Origin of the sequence: Psychromonas sp., from assembly GCF_041586535.1 — a bacterium.
Taxonomy (GTDB): Bacteria; Pseudomonadota; Gammaproteobacteria; order Enterobacterales; family Psychromonadaceae; genus Psychromonas.
Map to the genome: position 1 here is coordinate 1 of NZ_JBFGZY010000082.1, position 18588 is coordinate 18588.

The 18588-nt window shown below is 43.6% G+C and carries 19 protein-coding genes and 1 pseudogene; 17 read left to right on the forward strand and 3 right to left on the reverse strand.

Annotated elements, in window-relative coordinates:
- Positions 1-341 precede the first annotated feature (341 nt).
- Positions 342-812, reverse strand: coding sequence for an RNA recognition motif domain-containing protein (locus ABZA00_RS10340; RefSeq protein ID WP_372882088.1), 471 nt, complete (start codon positions 810-812; stop codon positions 342-344).
- A 1019-nt stretch (positions 813-1831) separates the two neighbouring features.
- On the opposite strand from ABZA00_RS10340, the gene lepA reads away from it, so the two are divergent.
- The 17 genes and pseudogenes from lepA to ABZA00_RS10425 all read left to right on the forward strand — a co-directional run bounded on the left by lepA (position 1832) and on the right by ABZA00_RS10425 (position 17190).
- Positions 1832-3628 carry a translation elongation factor 4 gene (gene lepA, locus ABZA00_RS10345; protein ID WP_372882089.1) on the forward strand — a complete coding sequence of 599 codons (1797 nt, stop codon included), beginning with the start codon at positions 1832-1834 and terminating at the stop codon, positions 3626-3628.
- 251 nt (positions 3629-3879) lie between these two features.
- Positions 3880-4794, forward strand: coding sequence for a signal peptidase I (gene lepB, locus ABZA00_RS10350; protein WP_372882090.1), 915 nt, complete (start codon positions 3880-3882; stop codon positions 4792-4794).
- A complete protein-coding gene (gene rnc / locus ABZA00_RS10355; protein WP_372882091.1) occupies positions 4794-5474 on the forward strand; it encodes a ribonuclease III in 681 nt (226 codons plus the stop codon). The genes lepB and rnc overlap by 1 nt, the downstream gene beginning before the upstream one ends.
- Positions 5475-5565: 91 nt before the next feature.
- Positions 5566-6468, forward strand: a complete 903-nt coding sequence (gene era / locus ABZA00_RS10360; protein ID WP_372882092.1) for a GTPase Era — start codon at positions 5566-5568, stop codon at positions 6466-6468.
- 105 nt (positions 6469-6573) lie between these two features.
- The gene (recO, locus tag ABZA00_RS10365) at positions 6574-7275 is read left to right on the forward strand and encodes a DNA repair protein RecO (protein ID WP_372882093.1); all 702 of its coding nucleotides are present in this window, start codon (positions 6574-6576) and stop codon (positions 7273-7275) included.
- Positions 7276-7292: 17 nt separating this feature from the next.
- Positions 7293-8027 (forward strand): pyridoxine 5'-phosphate synthase, encoded by a 735-nt coding sequence (pdxJ, locus tag ABZA00_RS10370; RefSeq protein WP_372882094.1) that lies wholly within the window; start codon positions 7293-7295, stop codon positions 8025-8027.
- Between the two features lie 92 nt (positions 8028-8119).
- The gene (locus ABZA00_RS10375; protein ID WP_372882095.1) at positions 8120-9346 is read left to right on the forward strand and encodes an aminotransferase class V-fold PLP-dependent enzyme; all 1227 of its coding nucleotides are present in this window, start codon (positions 8120-8122) and stop codon (positions 9344-9346) included.
- Between the two features lie 297 nt (positions 9347-9643).
- Complete coding sequence (locus ABZA00_RS10380; protein WP_372882096.1) at positions 9644-10795, forward strand: glycerate kinase; 1152 nt, start codon at positions 9644-9646, stop codon at positions 10793-10795.
- A 123-nt stretch (positions 10796-10918) separates the two neighbouring features.
- Positions 10919-12118, forward strand: coding sequence for a mannose-6-phosphate isomerase, class I (manA, locus tag ABZA00_RS10385; RefSeq protein ID WP_372882097.1), 1200 nt, complete (start codon positions 10919-10921; stop codon positions 12116-12118).
- A 368-nt stretch (positions 12119-12486) separates the two neighbouring features.
- Positions 12487-12792 carry a hypothetical protein gene (locus ABZA00_RS10390; RefSeq protein WP_372882098.1) on the forward strand — a complete coding sequence of 102 codons (306 nt, stop codon included), beginning with the start codon at positions 12487-12489 and terminating at the stop codon, positions 12790-12792.
- 12 nt (positions 12793-12804) lie between these two features.
- Positions 12805-13332 (forward strand): annotated as a pseudogene (gene rhlP, locus ABZA00_RS10395) (rhombotarget lipoprotein); the annotation flags it as partial.
- Positions 13333-13401: 69 nt separating this feature from the next.
- Positions 13402-13740, forward strand: coding sequence for a thioredoxin family protein (locus ABZA00_RS10400; RefSeq protein WP_372882099.1), 339 nt, complete (start codon positions 13402-13404; stop codon positions 13738-13740).
- A 94-nt stretch (positions 13741-13834) separates the two neighbouring features.
- Positions 13835-14593: an alpha/beta fold hydrolase gene (locus ABZA00_RS10405; RefSeq protein ID WP_372882100.1), complete on the forward strand. Its 759-nt coding sequence runs from the start codon at positions 13835-13837 to the stop codon at positions 14591-14593.
- A 3-nt stretch (positions 14594-14596) separates the two neighbouring features.
- Complete coding sequence (locus ABZA00_RS10410) at positions 14597-15196, forward strand: hypothetical protein (protein WP_372882101.1); 600 nt, start codon at positions 14597-14599, stop codon at positions 15194-15196.
- 281 nt (positions 15197-15477) lie between these two features.
- Positions 15478-16122, forward strand: a complete 645-nt coding sequence (locus tag ABZA00_RS10415; RefSeq protein WP_372882102.1) for a DUF1294 domain-containing protein — start codon at positions 15478-15480, stop codon at positions 16120-16122.
- A gap of 102 nt (positions 16123-16224) precedes the next feature.
- Complete coding sequence (locus tag ABZA00_RS10420) at positions 16225-16464, forward strand: GlsB/YeaQ/YmgE family stress response membrane protein (protein WP_372882103.1); 240 nt, start codon at positions 16225-16227, stop codon at positions 16462-16464.
- 207 nt (positions 16465-16671) lie between these two features.
- The gene (locus ABZA00_RS10425; protein ID WP_372882104.1) at positions 16672-17190 is read left to right on the forward strand and encodes an O-acetyl-ADP-ribose deacetylase; all 519 of its coding nucleotides are present in this window, start codon (positions 16672-16674) and stop codon (positions 17188-17190) included.
- 33 nt (positions 17191-17223) lie between these two features.
- On the opposite strand, the gene ABZA00_RS10430 is transcribed toward ABZA00_RS10425, so the two are convergent.
- Together ABZA00_RS10430 and ABZA00_RS10435 are read right to left on the reverse strand one after the other, a co-directional pair.
- The gene (locus tag ABZA00_RS10430; RefSeq protein ID WP_372882105.1) at positions 17224-17556 is read right to left on the reverse strand and encodes a branched-chain amino acid transporter permease; all 333 of its coding nucleotides are present in this window, start codon (positions 17554-17556) and stop codon (positions 17224-17226) included.
- Positions 17557-18264, reverse strand: a complete 708-nt coding sequence (locus tag ABZA00_RS10435; RefSeq protein WP_372882106.1) for an AzlC family ABC transporter permease — start codon at positions 18262-18264, stop codon at positions 17557-17559. It lies immediately after the preceding gene.
- Between the last annotated feature and the right edge of the window lie 324 nt (positions 18265-18588).

The following is an 18588-nucleotide window of genomic DNA, read 5'->3' on the forward strand; positions in this document are numbered from 1 at the left end:
GGCAAATTGTGCCGAGATGCCAGGCATAAAATTGAAGTATAGTTATTCTACATAGAAATTTTATAACAAAGCAGATTGGTGCAATTTACCTTGCCCTACGGGGCGCTAGCTCGAAAACCAGTGCTGCGTTGCACCAATCGAAAAGGGAATAACCATTAACTCATGTTGCGTCTTGCTCTGGTCTCCGAGCTCGTGCCTGACAAAGCATTTTGAAGTAACATGGGTATAGAAAGGGGAAAACAGCCGATTCACTGTTCTGACGATAATTACAAGGGGGGGGGCAGAGAAAAAACAAATTGGGCATAACAAAAAGCGCTCCGCAGAGCGCTTTGTATTTTACACTAAGGTTGAGTGTTTGATTCTGTGTTGGGAGTGCGTTCATTTGCTTCGCGGACTTTTAAAGAGCGCTCTTGAAATTCAAATTCATTCAATGCCTTAATGGCATTCTGAGCATCCTTTTCAGGCATCTCTACAAAACCAAAACCACGACGTTTGCCGGTATGTTTGTCTTTCATTAAACGTACTGAAAGTACTTTACCCTGTTCAGAGAAAAGAGTACGTATCGCCATTTCGTTTGCCCGGTAAGGTAAATTACCGACATAAAGGGTTGTGGTGGAAAAATCGCCGTCACTCACTTCGGCTGTTGGACTCGGGGATTCTTTTGTGCTTAAAAATTGAATTGCTATTCCGCTGGCCAATGCGCCAATTGCGAATAAAAATGCGCCTTCAAATGTTAAGCCGAACAGTTTAATAACTGCAAAACCGACAATAGCAATGATGACAGAAAGCAACACGGGAGTGTTTGATTTCATAATAAAATAACCTCAAAGATAGATAAGAAAAAATAATGAGTGTGCATATACCAATATTATAAATTAAGCTGTTACTGATCGAACTCTGCGTTTTACTAAATGACAGCTTATTGGTGATGATAGCAACCTCTGGAAACAAACTTTTCCAGAGGGCCCAGTAACACTTAATTTAATTGGTCAGATCTTTTTTGGTGTTTTTGGCTCGACAATAAAGTCTTGTTCCCTGCCAGCAATCATCCTAAAAAAACAATGATATTGTAAGCTAAATTTAACAATTTGGTTAATTCTTTAACAAGATTCAATTAATGTTTGATAGTTGAACTTGTATTTTGTGAAATAGAACACGATGGAAAAGCATTTTCTCCCCTTCAGAGCGATATTTTATTATCTAAAAACAATATGTTGCTAAAAGTGCTTTGCTCTTCGGGGGACGCTCTGAATTTGCATCTTGAACTTGTTTGGGGATGGATAACCGGGCGGAGGCTCATGATAACCACCAATACACTTTTACCTCGCCCATAAGTTGACAATGACGGGGCAGCACGCCCTGACTTTGCAGGGAGAACACTGCTTTTATTTGTTACCTGGCGGGGCGCTATAAAGATAGCGGTTAAAGGATAAATTCGATAGAATGCACGGCAATCTATACCCAAACCACTTGCTGATTGCTATGGCATGAGGTGGCTTGGGTATATATACTCATGTTACGTCAAGATGCAAAATCAGCAAGCCAAATTGTTTTTAGATGCTAGACATAAAATTGAAGGATAGTCATTCTGCATTGAGATTTTATAACGACGCAGATGAATACAATTTGGCTTGCCCTGCGGGGGCTCAGCTCGAAAACCAGTATTGCGTTACAGCATTCGATAAGGGAACACCATTATCCTCATGCTGCGCCTTATTCTGGTCTTCGAGCTGAGTCCTGATAAAGCAATCTTGAAGTATCATGGGTATAAGCCATAAACACAGCATCTATTAACAATAAGCATGCAATTAAATAGGTATTTAAAGTCTTCATGAAAAACATTCGTAACTTTTCGATTATCGCCCATATCGACCACGGTAAGTCGACTCTTTCAGATCGTTTAATCAGCACCTGCGGCGGCTTAACTGATCGTGAAATGGCTGCTCAAGTTCTGGATTCAATGGATATTGAACGTGAGCGTGGTATTACCATCAAAGCGCAAAGTGTCACCCTGGATTATAAAGCAAAAGATGGTGAAACCTATCAGCTGAACTTTATCGACACCCCCGGGCATGTTGACTTTTCATATGAAGTATCACGCTCATTAGCGGCCTGTGAAGGTGCGTTATTGGTGGTTGATGCCGGGCAAGGTGTAGAAGCGCAAACATTAGCCAACTGTTACACCGCACTGGATATGAATTTAGAGGTTGTGCCGATTTTAAATAAAATCGACTTACCTGCTGCAGAGCCGGAGCGTGTAGCGGAAGAGATTGAAGATATTATCGGTATTGATGCCACCAATGCGGTGCGCTGCTCTGCGAAAACAGGATTAGGTATTGACCTGGTTCTGGAGGAGATAGTGCGTTGTATTCCGCCACCGGTAGGTGATTTAAATGGCCCGTTACAGGCATTAATCATCGATTCATGGTTTGATAACTACCAGGGCGTTGTCTCGCTGGTGCGTATTATCCACGGTCAAATTAAAGTGGGCGATCGCATGAAAGTGATGTCTACCAAGCAGGTGCATCAGGTCGGTAAGGTGGGTTATTTTACACCTAAACAGAAAGAAACCGGCATATTAAAAGCGGGTGAAGTGGGTTATGTTATTGCTGGCATTAAAGATATTTTAGGGGCCCCCGTTGGTGATACCCTGACTATCTCAGGACATGAAGCTGTTTCCGCATTACCCGGATTTAAACGCGCTAAACCGCAAGTATATGCGGGCCTATTCCCGGTCAGCACCGATGATTATGAAAACTTCCGTGATGCACTGGGTAAATTAAGTATTAATGATGCGTCACTCTTTTATGAGCCGGAAAATTCATCGGCATTAGGTTTTGGTTTCCGCTGTGGTTTCCTTGGTTTATTGCATATGGAAATCATTCAGGAGCGTTTAGAGCGTGAATACGATCTGGATCTGATAACTACGGCACCAACGGTAGTTTATGAAGTTGAAACAACCAAAGGTGAAGTGCTGCACATCGATAGCCCCTCCAAGTTACCGCCGGTAAACGATCTTAAAGAGATCCGCGAGCCAATTGCTGAATGTAATATTTTAGTGCCGCAGGCCTACCTGGGTAATGTGATTACGCTGTGTATCAATAAGCGTGGTGTGCAGACCAAAATGGTTTATCACGGCAAACAGGTTGCGTTAACTTACCATATTCCCATGGGTGAAGTGGTCATGGACTTCTTTGACCGTTTGAAATCGACCAGTCGTGGTTACGCATCGCTGGAGTATAATTTCATTAAATTCCAGCCGGCAGACATGGTGAGAGTTGATGTATTAATCAATGGCGATCGGGTTGATGCGCTGGCGTTAATTACACACCGAACAAACTCTGAAAACTACGGGCGTGAGCTGGTTGAAAAAATGAAAGAGCTCATTCCTCGTCAAATGTTCAATATTGCAATACAAGCTGCGATTGGAAGTAAGATTATTGCCCGTTCAACGGTTAAACAATTGACTAAAAATGTATTGGCAAAATGTTACGGCGGTGATATCAGCCGTAAGAAAAAACTGTTGAAGAAGCAGAAAGAGGGTAAAAAACGTATGAAATCAGTGGGTAACGTAGATGTTCCTCAGGAAGCGTTTTTAGCGGTATTGCACATAGGTAAAGATAAATAACTCAATTTTTTAAAACGCAGATAACAAATTAATGCGCCGGTTTTATAACCTGCGCATTTTTGTTTTTTTATCAGCCGAACAACCGCAGGATGCAGGAACAGCATCTTAACGTCGTTTTGCTAAATAATCGTTTGCCCATCGCGCGATTAACGTACCTAGTCATATTAGTTAAACCGATATTGAACTGTTTTTTTCAATTATGTCAGCTTAAATAATGTGATTTTATCACAGCAATTTTTATAGGAATTAACATGGCAAATACCTTTGCACTTATTTTGGTTATTGCAACCCTGGTAACCGGCATTATTTGGGTTATTGATAAAATTAAATGGGGGCCTGCGCGTCAGGCCGCCCGTCAGGCCGCTCAAGATAAAGCCGAGATCGGACTTGATGAGAAAACATTGGCAAGGATCTGCCCTGAAAACCCGGTTATTGAAAATGCCCGTTCACTTTTCCCGGTAATTGCGGTGGTGTTTGTATTGCGCTCATTTATTTATGAGCCCTTCCAAATACCATCAGGATCGATGATGCCGACACTATTAGTCGGTGACTTTATTCTGGTGGAAAAATTTTCATACGGTGTCAAAGAGCCGATCTGGCAGAACACCTTAATTCCGATGGGTAAGGTCAAGCGTGGTGATGTTGCTGTGTTTAAATATCCGGAAGATATCCGCGTAGATTTTATCAAGCGGGTTGTTGGTCTGCCCGGCGATCGCCTGGTTTATAAAGATAAACAGTTATATTTAATTCCTGCTTGTGAAAGTGAACCATGCGGTTCATATAAAGCCCTGGATATGAATTATCTCGGCGAGCAGACTTTCGCGGATGAAGATAATAAAATGCAGGTTTACAGTGAAATTTTAGGCGAAGTTGCCCATCGTTTATTGATTAACCCGATGCGCCGGGATCAACCTGCGCATTATTTTCAGCAGCAGGGGACTTATGCCTACGAGTGGGTTGTTCCTGAAGGACAATATTTTGTGATGGGCGATAACCGGGATAACAGCAAAGACAGCCGTTATTGGGGCTTTGTACCGGAGAAAAATTTAGTGGGTAAAGCCGTTGCAATCTGGATCAGTTTTGAATTTCATCGCGACAGTACCAGTCTATTACCTTCCTGGGTACCAAGCGCTGTCCGTTTTAACAGAGTCGGTGGGATTAAATAATGAAAGATACTGAATTAAAACGTCTGGAAAAGCGTATTGGTTATACTTTTTCCGATTTTTCATTGCTGCAGCAGGCATTAACTCATCGCAGTGCACTAGGTAACCATAATGAACGTTTAGAGTTCTTGGGGGACTCTATTTTAAGTTATGCCATTTCAACGGATCTTTATATACGTTTTGCGAAAGTCAATGAAGGCGACTTAAGCCGGATGCGTGCGACCCTGGTGTGCGGAAAAATGCTGGCAGAGATCGGCCGTGAATTTCAGCTTGGTGATTGTCTGATTCTGGGGCCTGGTGAATTAAAAAGCGGTGGTTTTCGCCGCGATTCTATCATAGCCGATGGCGTAGAGGCGATTATCGGTGCCGTATTTTTAGATTCTGATATAGAAACGGTTAAACAACTGATTTTAAAATGGTTTGATAGCCGTTTGAAGTCGATTAAACCGGGGATTAGCCAAAAAGATCCTAAAACCCGTCTGCAGGAGCATCTGCAGTCGCGTAAACAGCCCTTACCCGTTTATGAAGTGCTTGATATTAAAGGTGAAGCTCATAATCAGCGTTTTACCATGAGCTGTTCAATTGAAGGGTTAAACTCCGTTCAGGGGCAAGGCACCAGTCGCCGCAAAGCAGAGCAGATAGCTGCTGATAAAATGCTAGATGCTTTATTGGGGGCGAAATAATGACACGTAAATGCGGATTGCAGGCAGTAGCAGAACAGCTGAACAAGATGCTGGAAACAAATCTTGATTTTCCAATGTTAGGAGCGAAATAATGACTCAGAAATGCGGCTTAGTGGCAATAGTTGGGCGACCTAACGTAGGTAAATCGACGCTGATTAATGCTCTGTTAGGCCAGAAAGTAAGTATTACCTCGCGTAAAGCGCAAACTACGCGTCACCGTATCTTAGGCATTGATACCGATGGTGATTATCAAACTATCTTTGTCGATACTCCGGGACTTCATATCGAAGAGAAACGTGCGATAAACCGCTTAATGAACCGCTCTGCATCAAGCTCCATCAATGATGTTGAAATGGTGATTTTTGTTGTTGAGGGCACGCACTGGAATGAAGACGATGAAATGGTGCTGAAGAAGTTTCAGTACCTGAAATGTCCGGTTATTTTAGCGGTTAACAAAATTGATAACGTTGAAGATAAAGAGCTGCTATTACCGCATCTGCAGGAACTGGGTAAGCGTTATAACTTTAAACATATTTTGCCGATGTCAGCTAAAAAAGGTGACAACATCGAAAAACTTCGTGTCTGGGCAAAAGAAGTGTTGCCGGAATCGGAGCACTATTTTCCGGAAGATTATATTACTGACCGTTCTTCACGTTTTATGGCATCCGAAATCGTCCGTGAAAAACTAATGCGCTTTTTGGGGGATGAATTACCCTATTCGGTTACCGTTGAGATAGAGCAGTTTAAACAGAAAGAGAATGGTGTGCTGCATATCAATGCGTTGATCCTGGTTGAACGTGAAGGCCAAAAACGCATGGTGATCGGTAATAAAGGTGAAAAACTCAAAGCGATTGGTAAGCAGGCGCGGATCGACATGGAAGAGTTATTTGATGCAAAAGTATTCCTGGAGATTTGGGTAAAAGTTAAATCCGGTTGGGCGGATGATGACCGGGCTCTGCGCAGCTTAGGTTATGGCGATGATTATAACGGTTAGTCTGTGCAAGGCTTTCAGCCGTTAGCCGTTAGCTGTCAGCTGTCTGCTCGTGACTAGTGACTAGTTACTAATGACTCCTAGCTCGCCGTTTTCAGAGGTTATTGAATGTCAATCGAGTCTCACAATGCGTTTATTCTGCATCGGCGTCCCTACGGGGAGACTAGTCAGCTGGTTTATCTTTTCTGTGAAGACGTTGGTAAAGTGAGCCTGGTTTATAAAGGCGGACGCAGCAGTACGCGTATGAAACGCGGTATGGCGCAACCCTTTACCCTGTTACAAGTCAGTTATTTTGGTCGCGGCAGCCTGAAAACGGTTAAATCCGTTGAAGCAAAAAGCCAGGTAGTTCCTCTGGTCGGACAGCGCCTGTTCATGGCCATGTATATCAATGAATTATTATACCGTTTACTGCAGGATGAAACAGCTTGTGATGGTTTGTTTGAATGTTATCAGAAAACCCTGTTACACATTGCCGGTGATAACGATCCGCAGATAGCTCTGCGCCTTTTTGAATTAACCTTAATTGAAACATTAGGTTACGGCGTTAACTTTAGTGAAGATATTTATAGCGGTGAATTGATTGAAGACGGCTACGAATATCAATATGTGCAGCAGGAGGGTTTTTTTGCCAAACAGGCAATCCATAAAAAACATGACGTTTATAGCGGAGCAGATATAATCGCCCTGGGGCGGCGCGATTTTTCAGATGCAAATGTATTAAAATCAGCAAAGCGATTTTGCCGGCAGGCATTAGCCCACTTATTAGGTGGAAAACCATTACATAGCCGCACACTCTTTGCGGCTAAATAACAAAGGATAATTTATCAATGAGCAAGATCTTACTTGGCGTTAATATCGATCATATCGCAACCTTACGTAATGCGCGCGGTACTTGTTTCCCTGAGCCTGCTCATTTAGCAGCTGTTGCCGAGTGCGCCGGAGCCGATGGTATCACTATCCATCTGCGCGAAGATCGCCGCCATATTAGAGACCGTGATGTTGCGGTGCTTGCACAAACCTTACAAACACGGATGAACTTAGAGATGGCCGTGACCGAAGAGATGGTTGAAATTGCATTAAAAACACAGCCAGCCTTTGTTTGTCTGGTACCGGAAAAACGTGAAGAGTTAACCACTGAAGGCGGCTTAGACGTGGTCGGTTCATTTGCTAAAATTGAATCTGTGGTAAGCCGTTTAAACAGCGCCGGTATTCAAGTCTCTTTATTTATTGATCCGGAAAATGCACAAATTGATGCCGCATATAAAACCGGCGCCGCCTATATTGAGCTGCACACGGGACAATATGCCGATGCGCAGTCTGAGCAGATTCAGGATGCTGAGTTACAGCGTATCGCCAAAGCGGCAACCTATGCACATAAAGCCGGGTTAAAAGTGAATGCCGGCCACGGTTTGAACTATCATAATGTTAAACCCATTGCCGCATTACCTGAGATTATCGAACTTAATATCGGTCATGCGATTGTTGCACGCGCGCTTGTTGACGGTTTTGCTGCTGCGGTGACGGAAATGAAACGTCTGATGGTTGAAGGACGTAACGGCTAAAAAGCTTCATTTTCATCTCCGGGCATCTGCATGTATCCGGTGATGCCGTTAATTGCAGATTGTTTTAATACAGGTTTAAAGGCGGAATAATTTTGTCAAACTCTCCATTTTGTGTTTACCAGATACGTCAGCATTTTCCGATCTTAGATCAGACGATTAATGAACATCCTCTGATCTATTTGGATAATGCGGCCACAACACAAAAACCGCAGGTTATGGTGAAGGCGATGAACGCCTATTATTTTAACGATAATGCCAATGTCCACCGTGCCAGCCACCATTTAAGCCTGCGTGCAACAACTGCCTTTGAAGCGGTAAGAGAAAAAGTCAAAACATTTATTAACGCCAGAGACTGCAAAGAGATTATCTGGACAAAAGGGACAACGGAAGGCATTAATTTATTAGCTAACGTATTATCGAAACAGCTGCAGGTCGGTGATGAGATCGTTATCAGTACGCTGGAGCATCACGCTAATATCGTGCCCTGGCAGATGCTGGCTGAATCCCGGGGAGTCATCCTGAAAATCATTCCGTTGACCGAGGATCAGCAGCTGGATCTTAATGCTTATCAGGATCTTCTGAGCGACAAAACCAAAATTGTATCGGTGACCCATGTCTCCAATGCGCTGGGTGTGATAACCCCCGTTAAAGAGATAACCAGACTGGCTCATCAGGCCGGCGCCCAGGTTATTATCGATGGTGCCCAGGCGGTTGCGCATCAGCTGGTTGATGTGCAGGATATTGATTGTGATTATTATGTTTTTTCCGCCCATAAATTATTTGGCCCGACAGGTGTCGGGGTTTTATTCGGTAAACAGGATCTGTTAGACGCTCTGCCTCCCTGGCAGGGAGGGGGCGAGATGATTAAAACTGTCAGTTTTGAAAAAACCACCTACAACCAGTTACCTTTTAAATTTGAGGCAGGTACGCCTAATATCGCCGGCGTGATAGGGTTGGGCGCGGCAATTGACTTTATCAGTGCTTTTAACCGTCAGGATTTGATCGACCACGAACTGTCGTTATTAAGTTTTACTGAGCAAGCACTAGCAGAAATGCCAGAAATCACTGTTTTTAACGCCGGCGGGGTTAAATCCGCTGCGCTGAGTTTTTCTGTGCAGGGTGAGCACTCTGCCGATATTGCGATGTTATTAGATGCGCAGGGGATTGCCGTGCGCAGCGGAACGCATTGCGCGATGCCATTGATGGCGGAGCTTAACTGCAAAGGCACAGTGCGTGTCTCATTTTCAATTTATAATACCCTCGAAGAAGCTGAGCGTTTTATTGAAGCGCTGAAAAAAATATTAGAGATGTTGGAATAATAAAAAGTCCTTTTTAATGAAACAATAAAATCTCATAGATAGGCAAACTCCCGAAGGGCAAGTCGATAAACGCTGCTCTTCGTTTAGCTCATCAGCCCTCTGCCTAGAATATCATCACTTATCATCTTGCAGACTCCTGCATCTTCAAGTAACTTGGCTATAGCTACATGGCAACTAACTGATTTTAGTTGATTAGCGCCATTTCAGCCTAAAAATACCGCATTAAACTTTAACTAAAAACATTAACTAAAAACATTAACTACAGCCCTTTAGTGATAAGGGGTAAGAGGTGAAGTTATGAAAATTGTTATCGCACCCGATTCATTTAAAGAATCGCTTTCGGCCATGGCAGTGGCAACTTGCATTGAAAAAGGTTTTTCGCAAATTTTCCCAGAGTGTCAATATATCAAAATCCCTCTTGCCGATGGCGGCGAAGGGACGGTTGATGTTTTAGTTGATGCGCTTAATGGGGAAAGGCAAAAGCAGAACGTTCATGGCCCTATTTCAGGTAATGTTAATGCGGTATGGGCGTTGCTTAATGACGGGCAGGCTAAAACCGCATTAATCGAAATAGCGGCGGCTTCCGGTCTGGATCTGATTACCCCTGATCAACGTAACCCGCTTATCGCGACTAGCTTTGGCACCGGGCAATCAATACTGCAGGCATTAGATTTAGGCGTTGAAAAAATTGTGATTGGTTTAGGCGGTAGTGCAACCAATGATGGTGGTGCGGGTATTTTACAGGCCCTTGGCGGTCAATTATTAGATGCTCAGGGAAATCAACTGCCTGTTGGCGGCGCGGCACTTGCTGATTTAGCTGTTATCGATCTAAGCAACCTTGATAAACGCTGCGCCGAGGTGGAATTTATTGTTGCCTGTGATGTATCAAACCCATTAACCGGCGACAATGGTGCAAGTCACGTATTTGGACCGCAAAAAGGGGCAACCCCGGAGATGGTTGAGTTGCTTGATCGTGCCTTAGGTCATTTTGCCGATATTGCGGCGCAGACTACCAATATCAACCAGCAAAATAGTGCCGGATTCGGCGCTGCAGGCGGCGCGCCACTGGGTTTATCCTTAGCCTTTAATATTCAAATTCAAGCAGGTATCGATATGGTGCTGGATATTTTAAAGGTCGATGATGCGCTACAAGGTGCTGATTTAGTGATCACCGGTGAAGGGCAGATGGATAATCAGACGCTTAATGGCAAAACACCTTTTGGTATTGCTAAACGTGCTCAGGCACGCGCCATTCCCGTGATTGCGATTGCCGGATCCTTAGGCACACAAGTAGAAGCACTCTACGACAATATCGACAGTATCTTTGGTACCGTCAGATCTCCGCAAAAACTTCCTCAAGTATTAACAGAAGCTGAAGCAAATTTAACGCGAACGGCCAGAAATATTGCCGCAACCTTGCTGCTGGGCAATCGCCTCCCGTTAAAGTAAAGCTCTCACCCAAAGCTAACTAACTTACTTATTTAAAAACAATCAATTAGATGTTTCTAAGAGAGGCCTAAAAATCCTCTTTTAAAACCCTAAGGGATTCTTGCGCTCAAAAAAAGGTTTATTATGACTCAATTACTTTCACACAGCTTTTACCCAATGGAAAATATTATTCAAAATTATGTTTGGGGAAGCCGTACTTCTATCCGTGAACTGTTAGGTATTAACAACCCTGATAACCAGCATCAGGCAGAGATCTGGATGGGGGCTCATCCCAATGGTTGCTCTAAAATCAAGATAGATTCAGAAACACAGCTTTTATCTAATTTTATCAACCAGCATAAATCAGAGACTTTGACTGCACAAACTGAGGCGCAATTTGGTGAACTGCCATACTTGTTTAAAGTGCTTGCCGCGGGGGAAGCTTTATCAATTCAGGTTCACCCAAGTAAAGCGCAGGCAGAAGTAGGTTTTGCCAAGGAAGAGCAGGCAGGTATTCCGCGCACTGCTGCAAACCGTAATTATAAAGATCCTAACCATAAACCCGAGCTTGTCTATGCACTGACCCCTTATCAGGCAATGAATGGTTTTAGAGAATTTGCAGAAACAATCGCTTTATTTAAACAAGTCAATATCAGCGCGATTGCTGATCTGGTTGATGCATTTGCCGCAGCGCCAGGCTCAAAGGGCCTTGAAAGCTTCTTCTCGGCCATACTTTCTCTGCAGGGGGAAGTAAAAGAAAGTGCTGTAAAATCACTGCTTGAGTATGCCAATGCCAATAAAAACGATCCGTTATTTGCCCTGATCTTAGAGCTTGCAGAGCAGCATCCGGGTGATATCGGTTTATTTTCCCCATTAATGCTGAATGTGATCACCCTGCAACCTGGCGAAGCGATGTTCCTCTATGCCTGTACGCCGCATGCGTATCTCAAAGGCACCGGTCTGGAGATCATGGCCAATTCTGATAACGTTTTACGTGCCGGTTTAACGCCAAAATATATTGATGTAAAAGAGTTGGTTGCTTGTACTAAGTTTGAAGCTATCCCTTTTGATACGCTGCGATTTACGCCTGAAGAAAAACAGGGTGGGTTGTATTACGCTATTCCGGTGGATGATTTTAAATTCGCACTATTTGAATCTGTGAAGGATTTAACCATAAAGACACAAAGCGCAGAGATCCTCTTGGCTTTGGATGCAGATCTAACCTTAAGACATCAAAATGGTGAAACAGTCACCATTGGCAAAGGTGAGTCAGTCTTTATTCCTGCCTATGCACAGCAATACCAGCTAACCTCTACAGGCCGAGTTGCCCGCGCATTTAACTAAATTACAGCACATACAGGGCAAAAATACCCTGTATGTGCTATTTCTCGAAAGTTATACCCCTCTAGAATCCCTGACTCTTTAACCTGTCTATCGTAGATCATAGCTCTCCGCCCTTTTCTGGCCGCTCGTCACTTATTAGAACATTTGTCTTTTTTCTCCTCCTGCAGAGATGGCTAATTTAGATATATATCCTAATATTTGGGCAGGAGAAGGGAAGTAAGGCTTTCCATAGGTCTCTGAGTATTTTCTGATTTTACAAACTGTTATAGATCATTGTGTGAAAAACAGGTTATTGCCAAAAATATTGATTGGCAAACTGCCTGAAGAGGCTATTAAAGTAGCTTGGATAACAGTGAGGGGTAGTTAGCATGAGAAATAAAACTCTATTTTGCAGCGTTTTAATTTTTGTTTTTTTACAGATAAGTTGCACTAGCCAGCAGTCTAGATCAACAAGCAGCGTTGTAGACTTTCTCTATCCAACGGAGTTAAACACTGTTATCCAACCCTCTATTCCGACCTTAAATCTCCCGCTTAAAGTGGGGATTGCATTTGTGCCAGAGCAAAGCGGAGCCGGATTAACATCAGTCAGTAAAACAGAATTACTTGAGAAGGTAGCCAGCAGCTTTAAAGCGCTCAGTTTCGTTAGTGATATTGAGGTTATCCCCGCGGAGTAACTTAAAGCTGGTGGCAGTTTTAATAATCTTGAGCAGATACAGACAATGTACGGTATCGATATTATCGCGCTGGTTTCATACGATCAGGTCCAGTTTACAGATGAAGGCGTGCTCTCATTAACCTACTGGACCATAGTCGGAGCTTATGTCGTTTCCGGAGAGATGAATGACACCAGCACAATGTTGGATACTGTGGTTTATGATATCAAAAGTAAAAAGATGTTATTTCGGGCGCCCGGTACAAGTGTGGTAAAAGGCAGTGCGACGCCTGTAAACCTTAGCAAGCAGCTGCGGGAGGACAGTCTCAAAGGGTTTAATATAGCCTCTGAGGAGATGACTAAAAACCTGCATATGCAACTTACAAGGTTTAAAGAAAATATCAAAAAGAATCCAGAGCAGGTTAAAATTGTTCATCGTGAGGGTTATTCAAGCAGTAGCGGTGGGGCTTTTAATCTTTATGAACTAATCATATTCTTGCTTATCGTTTGTGCCAAAAATACCGCTGATAACCTAAATAGAGGTAAAAAACGATCTCTTTAATATGCGCTCAGTAATGATTTCTGGCCCGGAAAATCATTACTTTTTATCAGTTTTGAAGGGGAAAATACTATGAAAGCCGGTCAAATGGGGTTTAATCCGGATTATGCGGAACAGGCTCCGACACTTGAGCAGGTGAGCGGGCTCAGTGGTAATGCTGTTGTTGAATTCGGTACACCCTGGTGCGGTTACTGTCAGGCGGCAACACCTGCAGTGCAGGAAGTATTGCGCGAACAGTCAGATCTGCTGCATATCAAGGTCTATGACGGTAAAGGAAAGGTCTTGGGGCGGGCTTTCAGGGTTAAGCTCTGGCCGACGCTGATCCTGCTGCATAATGGTCAGGAAGTGGCGCGTGTGGTACGTCCTACAAGTGCTGACGAAGTGCGCAGGCTGCTGGCACAATCTCAATAACTGCATCAAAAAATCTCGCAGAGTCATTTTTTGCTGTCCTTGAATCAGGTACTTCTGAAATCAGTTTTGATTAAAATTGTGGAGGAAAATGATAATGAAAATAACAACACCTATTGTCCTGATTCGGGGATTGTTTAGAGAGCAAAGGCATTGGGGTATTTTTCCGGCGCTGCTGGCGAAGACATTTCCTGATGCAAAAATTATATGCGTTGATATTCCGGGTACCGGACAGCGATATCGTGAACCTTCGCCGACCTCGATTGAGTCTATGGTGGACAAGATCAGAGCAGAGTTTGAAGGACAGATTTATGTCAATATTATCGCCATTTCAATGGGCGGGATGATTGGCCTGCAGTGGGCAACAATGTACCCGAAAGAAATTAACAGCCTCACCTGTATTAATACCAGTGCCGCAAATTTCTCTAAGTTTTACCATAGATTACTGGCGAAAAATTATTTTACCATTCTCAAGACACTCTTCGTGGGGGTGAGAAAAAGAGAGCAGATTATCTATAAGCTGCTCTCCAACCGGCCGGAAGATATTAACGTAATCAATAACTGGGTTGCTTATGCTCAACAATATCCGGTCAGTAACATCAATTTTTTTAGGCAATTATGGGCGGCATTTAAGTTTACTATTGATAAACAGGTAAACTGCAGGGTACTGTTTATCTCATCGGTCTGCGATAACCTTGTCAGCCATGAAGCCAGCAAAGCAATTGCGCAGCAGTGGGAAGTGCAGCTGCTTATCAATTTGCATGACGGGCATGATATTGCGCTGGATAATCCGCAATGGTTATGTGACAACGTAGAGGGCTTTATAACAAGATGTTTAACAAAAAAATCAAGATGAAAGATGTCCACTTTTAAACAATCATTAGCTTTATCCGCGTTGGGTAGGGAAGTAAATCTGCCTATCTGTTTTTTGCCAGGGGAAAAGGGTATTGAACTGTTTTACACCTATTATCAGGGTAAATCTTTATCCCACCGTTTCGAGTTTCGCAGGGGCAACAGGGCAATATTTGAAATCCTGCTTCCACATTACGAAAAGAACATGATAGCGCTTTGCACTGTGCTGCAGGGGCGGGGTCTTTGCCCTGCTGGTGAAGAAAAAGTATTTTCTTTATGGACTCGTCTGGCGCTCTGGTTAACCGCGGGAAAACCCATTTTCTGCGCTGAGATTGCCCCTGGCCTTTATGCAAATCTTCACTTGTCATTTGCCGAGGCAAGTTCCGTTTACTGCTATCGCCTTGCGCTTTGCCGTAAAGGAGCACAGGAGGCGATTGTCCTTATCTCTTCAAAGCACAGCAGACAATCCGGTTGTTATCGACAAGGGCAAAGTACAAAATTTAATTATCTGAAGCTGACCATGGACGGATTTAACCAGCTTATTGAGTCGCTCACTTTGTTTATGGACCGTCAGGTTTTTGCCAACGTGAGGCAAAATATAAAATAGCGATTTCAGAAGTTAACTTTTTCGGGTTTATACCCATGTTACTTCAAAATGCTTTGTCAGGCGCGAGCTCGGAGGCCAGAGCAAGACGCAACACGAGGTAATGGAATTCCCTTTTCGATTGGTGCAACGCAGCGCTGGTTTTCGAGGTCGCGCCCCATAGGGCAAGGTAAATTGTACCCATCTGCGTTGTTATAAAATCTCTATGTAGAATAACTATACTTCAATTTTATGCCTAGCATCTCGGCACAATTTGCCTTGCTGACTTTGCATCTTGAAGTATCATGGGTATATATATGAAGTTTCAGGGTAAGGTTTTCAATTGGAATGATGATAAAGGGTTTGGTTTTGTTGAGCCCAATGGCGGCGGTGAGCGCGCTTTTGTACATATCAACGCTTTTACCGGTGGATCTCGTCGGCCGGCTAATGGTGATCTTATTATTTATGAATTGGCGGCAGATAAAAATAAGCGCTATCGGGCAGCTAAGATAAAATTTGCCTGTGACAGCAGAAAATCTAAGGCAAAGTCCAAATTAAACAAGAGCAATATGGTCAGCACGGTTTTCACATTAACTTTTTGTGCCGGGCTGATTGTGCTAGTACTGACAAACAAATTACCTGTTGTTGTACCGGCTTTTTATCTGTTAATGAGTATTGTCGCTTATATTGCCTATGCAATAGATAAGTCCGCTGCACAAAACGGGCGCTGGCGAACACAAGAGAGTACCCTGCATCTGTTTGCGCTTGCTGGTGGCTGGCCGGGTGCTTTGTATGCGCGAAATAAGTTACGTCATAAGTCAAATAAACAGGAATTTAAAGCAGTATACTGGGTGACCGTGCTCCTGAATTCAGGTGCTTTATTCTGGCTGTTAAGCGAACAGGGGGCACTTTTGTTAAATAACCTTATTCCTGCCGTTTTAAAGGGTTAACAAAAAATAAAAATATGCTGTTTGCAGCTTGTACTGCGTATTGTTTTAGATAATAAGTAATGGTCTAAACTAGAAAAAGCTATTTAAAATAAGGAGAGTTTTATGTCATTAATTGCATTTCTTATCATTGGTGCTCTGGCCGGTTGGTTTGCCGGGCAACTTATAAAAGGATCCGGTTTTGGTCTCTTCGGCAATATAGTCATTGGCGTAATTGGTTCATTTATTGGTGGTTTTGCGTTTCGTCTGCTCGGACTGCATTCGGGCAGTTTTATCGGGTCACTGGTTACTGCGACCGTCGGCGCGGTTATTTTGCTCTACGTTGTACGCCTGGCTAAGTCATAGTTTTTTATCCGCTCTAAAGCCTAAAAAATAAAAATGAGAAAAGCTGTCTTAACCTTTGTGAGGGTGGCGGGCAACTGACGGCACCTCTCTATTTGCATATGGTGCTAAACTTAGCTGATGACAAACGCCTGGCTTGCTGTTCGCTTAAAAGCTGCAGCATTTACAAAGGCGCCATGATCTACAGCTAATGACAAGAGGGCCGCTTTGATGGGTAATATTAGAATTGTTGAAGGTGATTTAACTGAGGCAAATGTTGATGCCATTGTGAATGCTGCTAATCCGGTGATGCTGGGCGGTGGTGGTGTTGATGGGGCTATTCATCGTGCCGCCGGCCCGGCATTAAAAGAGGCATGTCTTAAAGTTAAACAAGTTAACGGAAAACGCTGTCCTTGCGGAGAAGCGCGTATCACCCCCGCGGGAGATTTAGCGGCAAAGTATGTGATTCATACCGTCGGCCCGATATATAAACAAGCCTCCAACCCCAGTGTTTCCCTCGAGTCCGCTTATCTCAACTCGCTGCGTTTAGCCCTTGAAAACCACTGTAAAAGCGTGGCTTTTCCGGCTATCTCCTGCGGTATTTACGGTTATCCGCATAGGGAGGCTGCAGAAGTTGCATTAGATATCTGTTATGAGCAGGAATTTAAAACATTAGATATTTATTTCTATTTAGTTGACCGCTCAATGGTTGAGATCTGGAAGGCAATAAATAACGATCTGCGCAGTTAATAACGGCTTAAGAATTAAATAACTTAATCGTTATCAACCTGCCAGCGCCGACTGGCAAAGAAACATATACAGACCGGTGCCTGCCATAATACTTAGCAGGGCATTGCCCCGCCATAGATGCAGTCCAACAACTAAAGCAAGTGCCAGCAGTTCAGCAGGACCATCGTTGAACGTGCTAAAACGCAGATCGCGAAAACAGTAGAACAGTAACAGTACCATCATGACTGGTGGCAGGTAACGGCCCAGATAGAGCAGCATAGGATGATCGCTGACTTTATACAGGAGGATAAAAGGTAGTGCCCGGGTCATAAAGGTGGCGATTGCCATTACCGTTATAACTAATAATAAGTAGTGGATATCCTGCATCTATAAGGCTCCTTGTTTTTGTGGCTTACCCGGCTTTTGTACGCAGCGAAACAGCAGCAGAATAATAATAGATAACATGATCGACATCAGTAACATATTGTCGCGACTAAACAACCAAATCGACACAAAAGCGACTGCTCCAGCCATTATAAAGGGGCGAGATTCGCGCACCGACTTGTACTGTTCGATTGCCAGCACCATAAATAATGCCGGCAGCGTAAATTCGAGTCCGGTGGTATCAACACTGATATTTGCCCCGAGAATAGCGCCGAGGGTTGAGCCGATCACCCAGTAGCTATGATTAAATGCCGTGATCAACAGGTAAAAGTCTGTCTTTTCTTTATCTTCAGGGGGATGGGTACCGGTCAATAACGAGTAGGTTTCGTCGGTTAGCCCAAAAATTAGGTAAAACTTTCGCCACCAACGTGTCTTGAACTTGTTGATCAGGGAGATTCCGTAGAACAGATGCCGTGAATTCAACAATAAAGTGGTGATTGCCACCTCCATAAGACCGGCGTGGTTTGCCAGTAGTCCAACCGCCATAAACTGCCCCGCACCCGCGTAGATCACGGTTGCCATCAGGGTGGCATAAATCCAGTGAAAGCCGAGTTCGTTGAACAGGATACCAAATGCCATGCCCATCGGAATGTAGCCGAACAGCACGGGAAAGGTTGCCTTGAAGGCTGTCAGCAAAAGTGCTTTATTCATTAAACAGTTATCTCCTGTACTCATCAGTCACCCTGCCGTATAAAAAGAGGCTCACAAAGAAGAGTGACTTTTCCGGTTACTAAAGGAGTATTTTCTGATGGAAATGTGAAAAACAAAAGGATTATACTCAGCAAATACCAGAGAGCAAAAATAGTTTGCATCTTGAAGCATCATGGGTCTATACCTAGGGTCTTATATGGACTCCCGCCGTATGTCAAAAAGAAATTACAAACAAAGTTAGATGCTGGCTTATATACGGGCTCAAGTTGAGGAGCTACCTCTGGCCTCTCATATGTTTTCGCACCTTCATGACTTTTCTGTTGA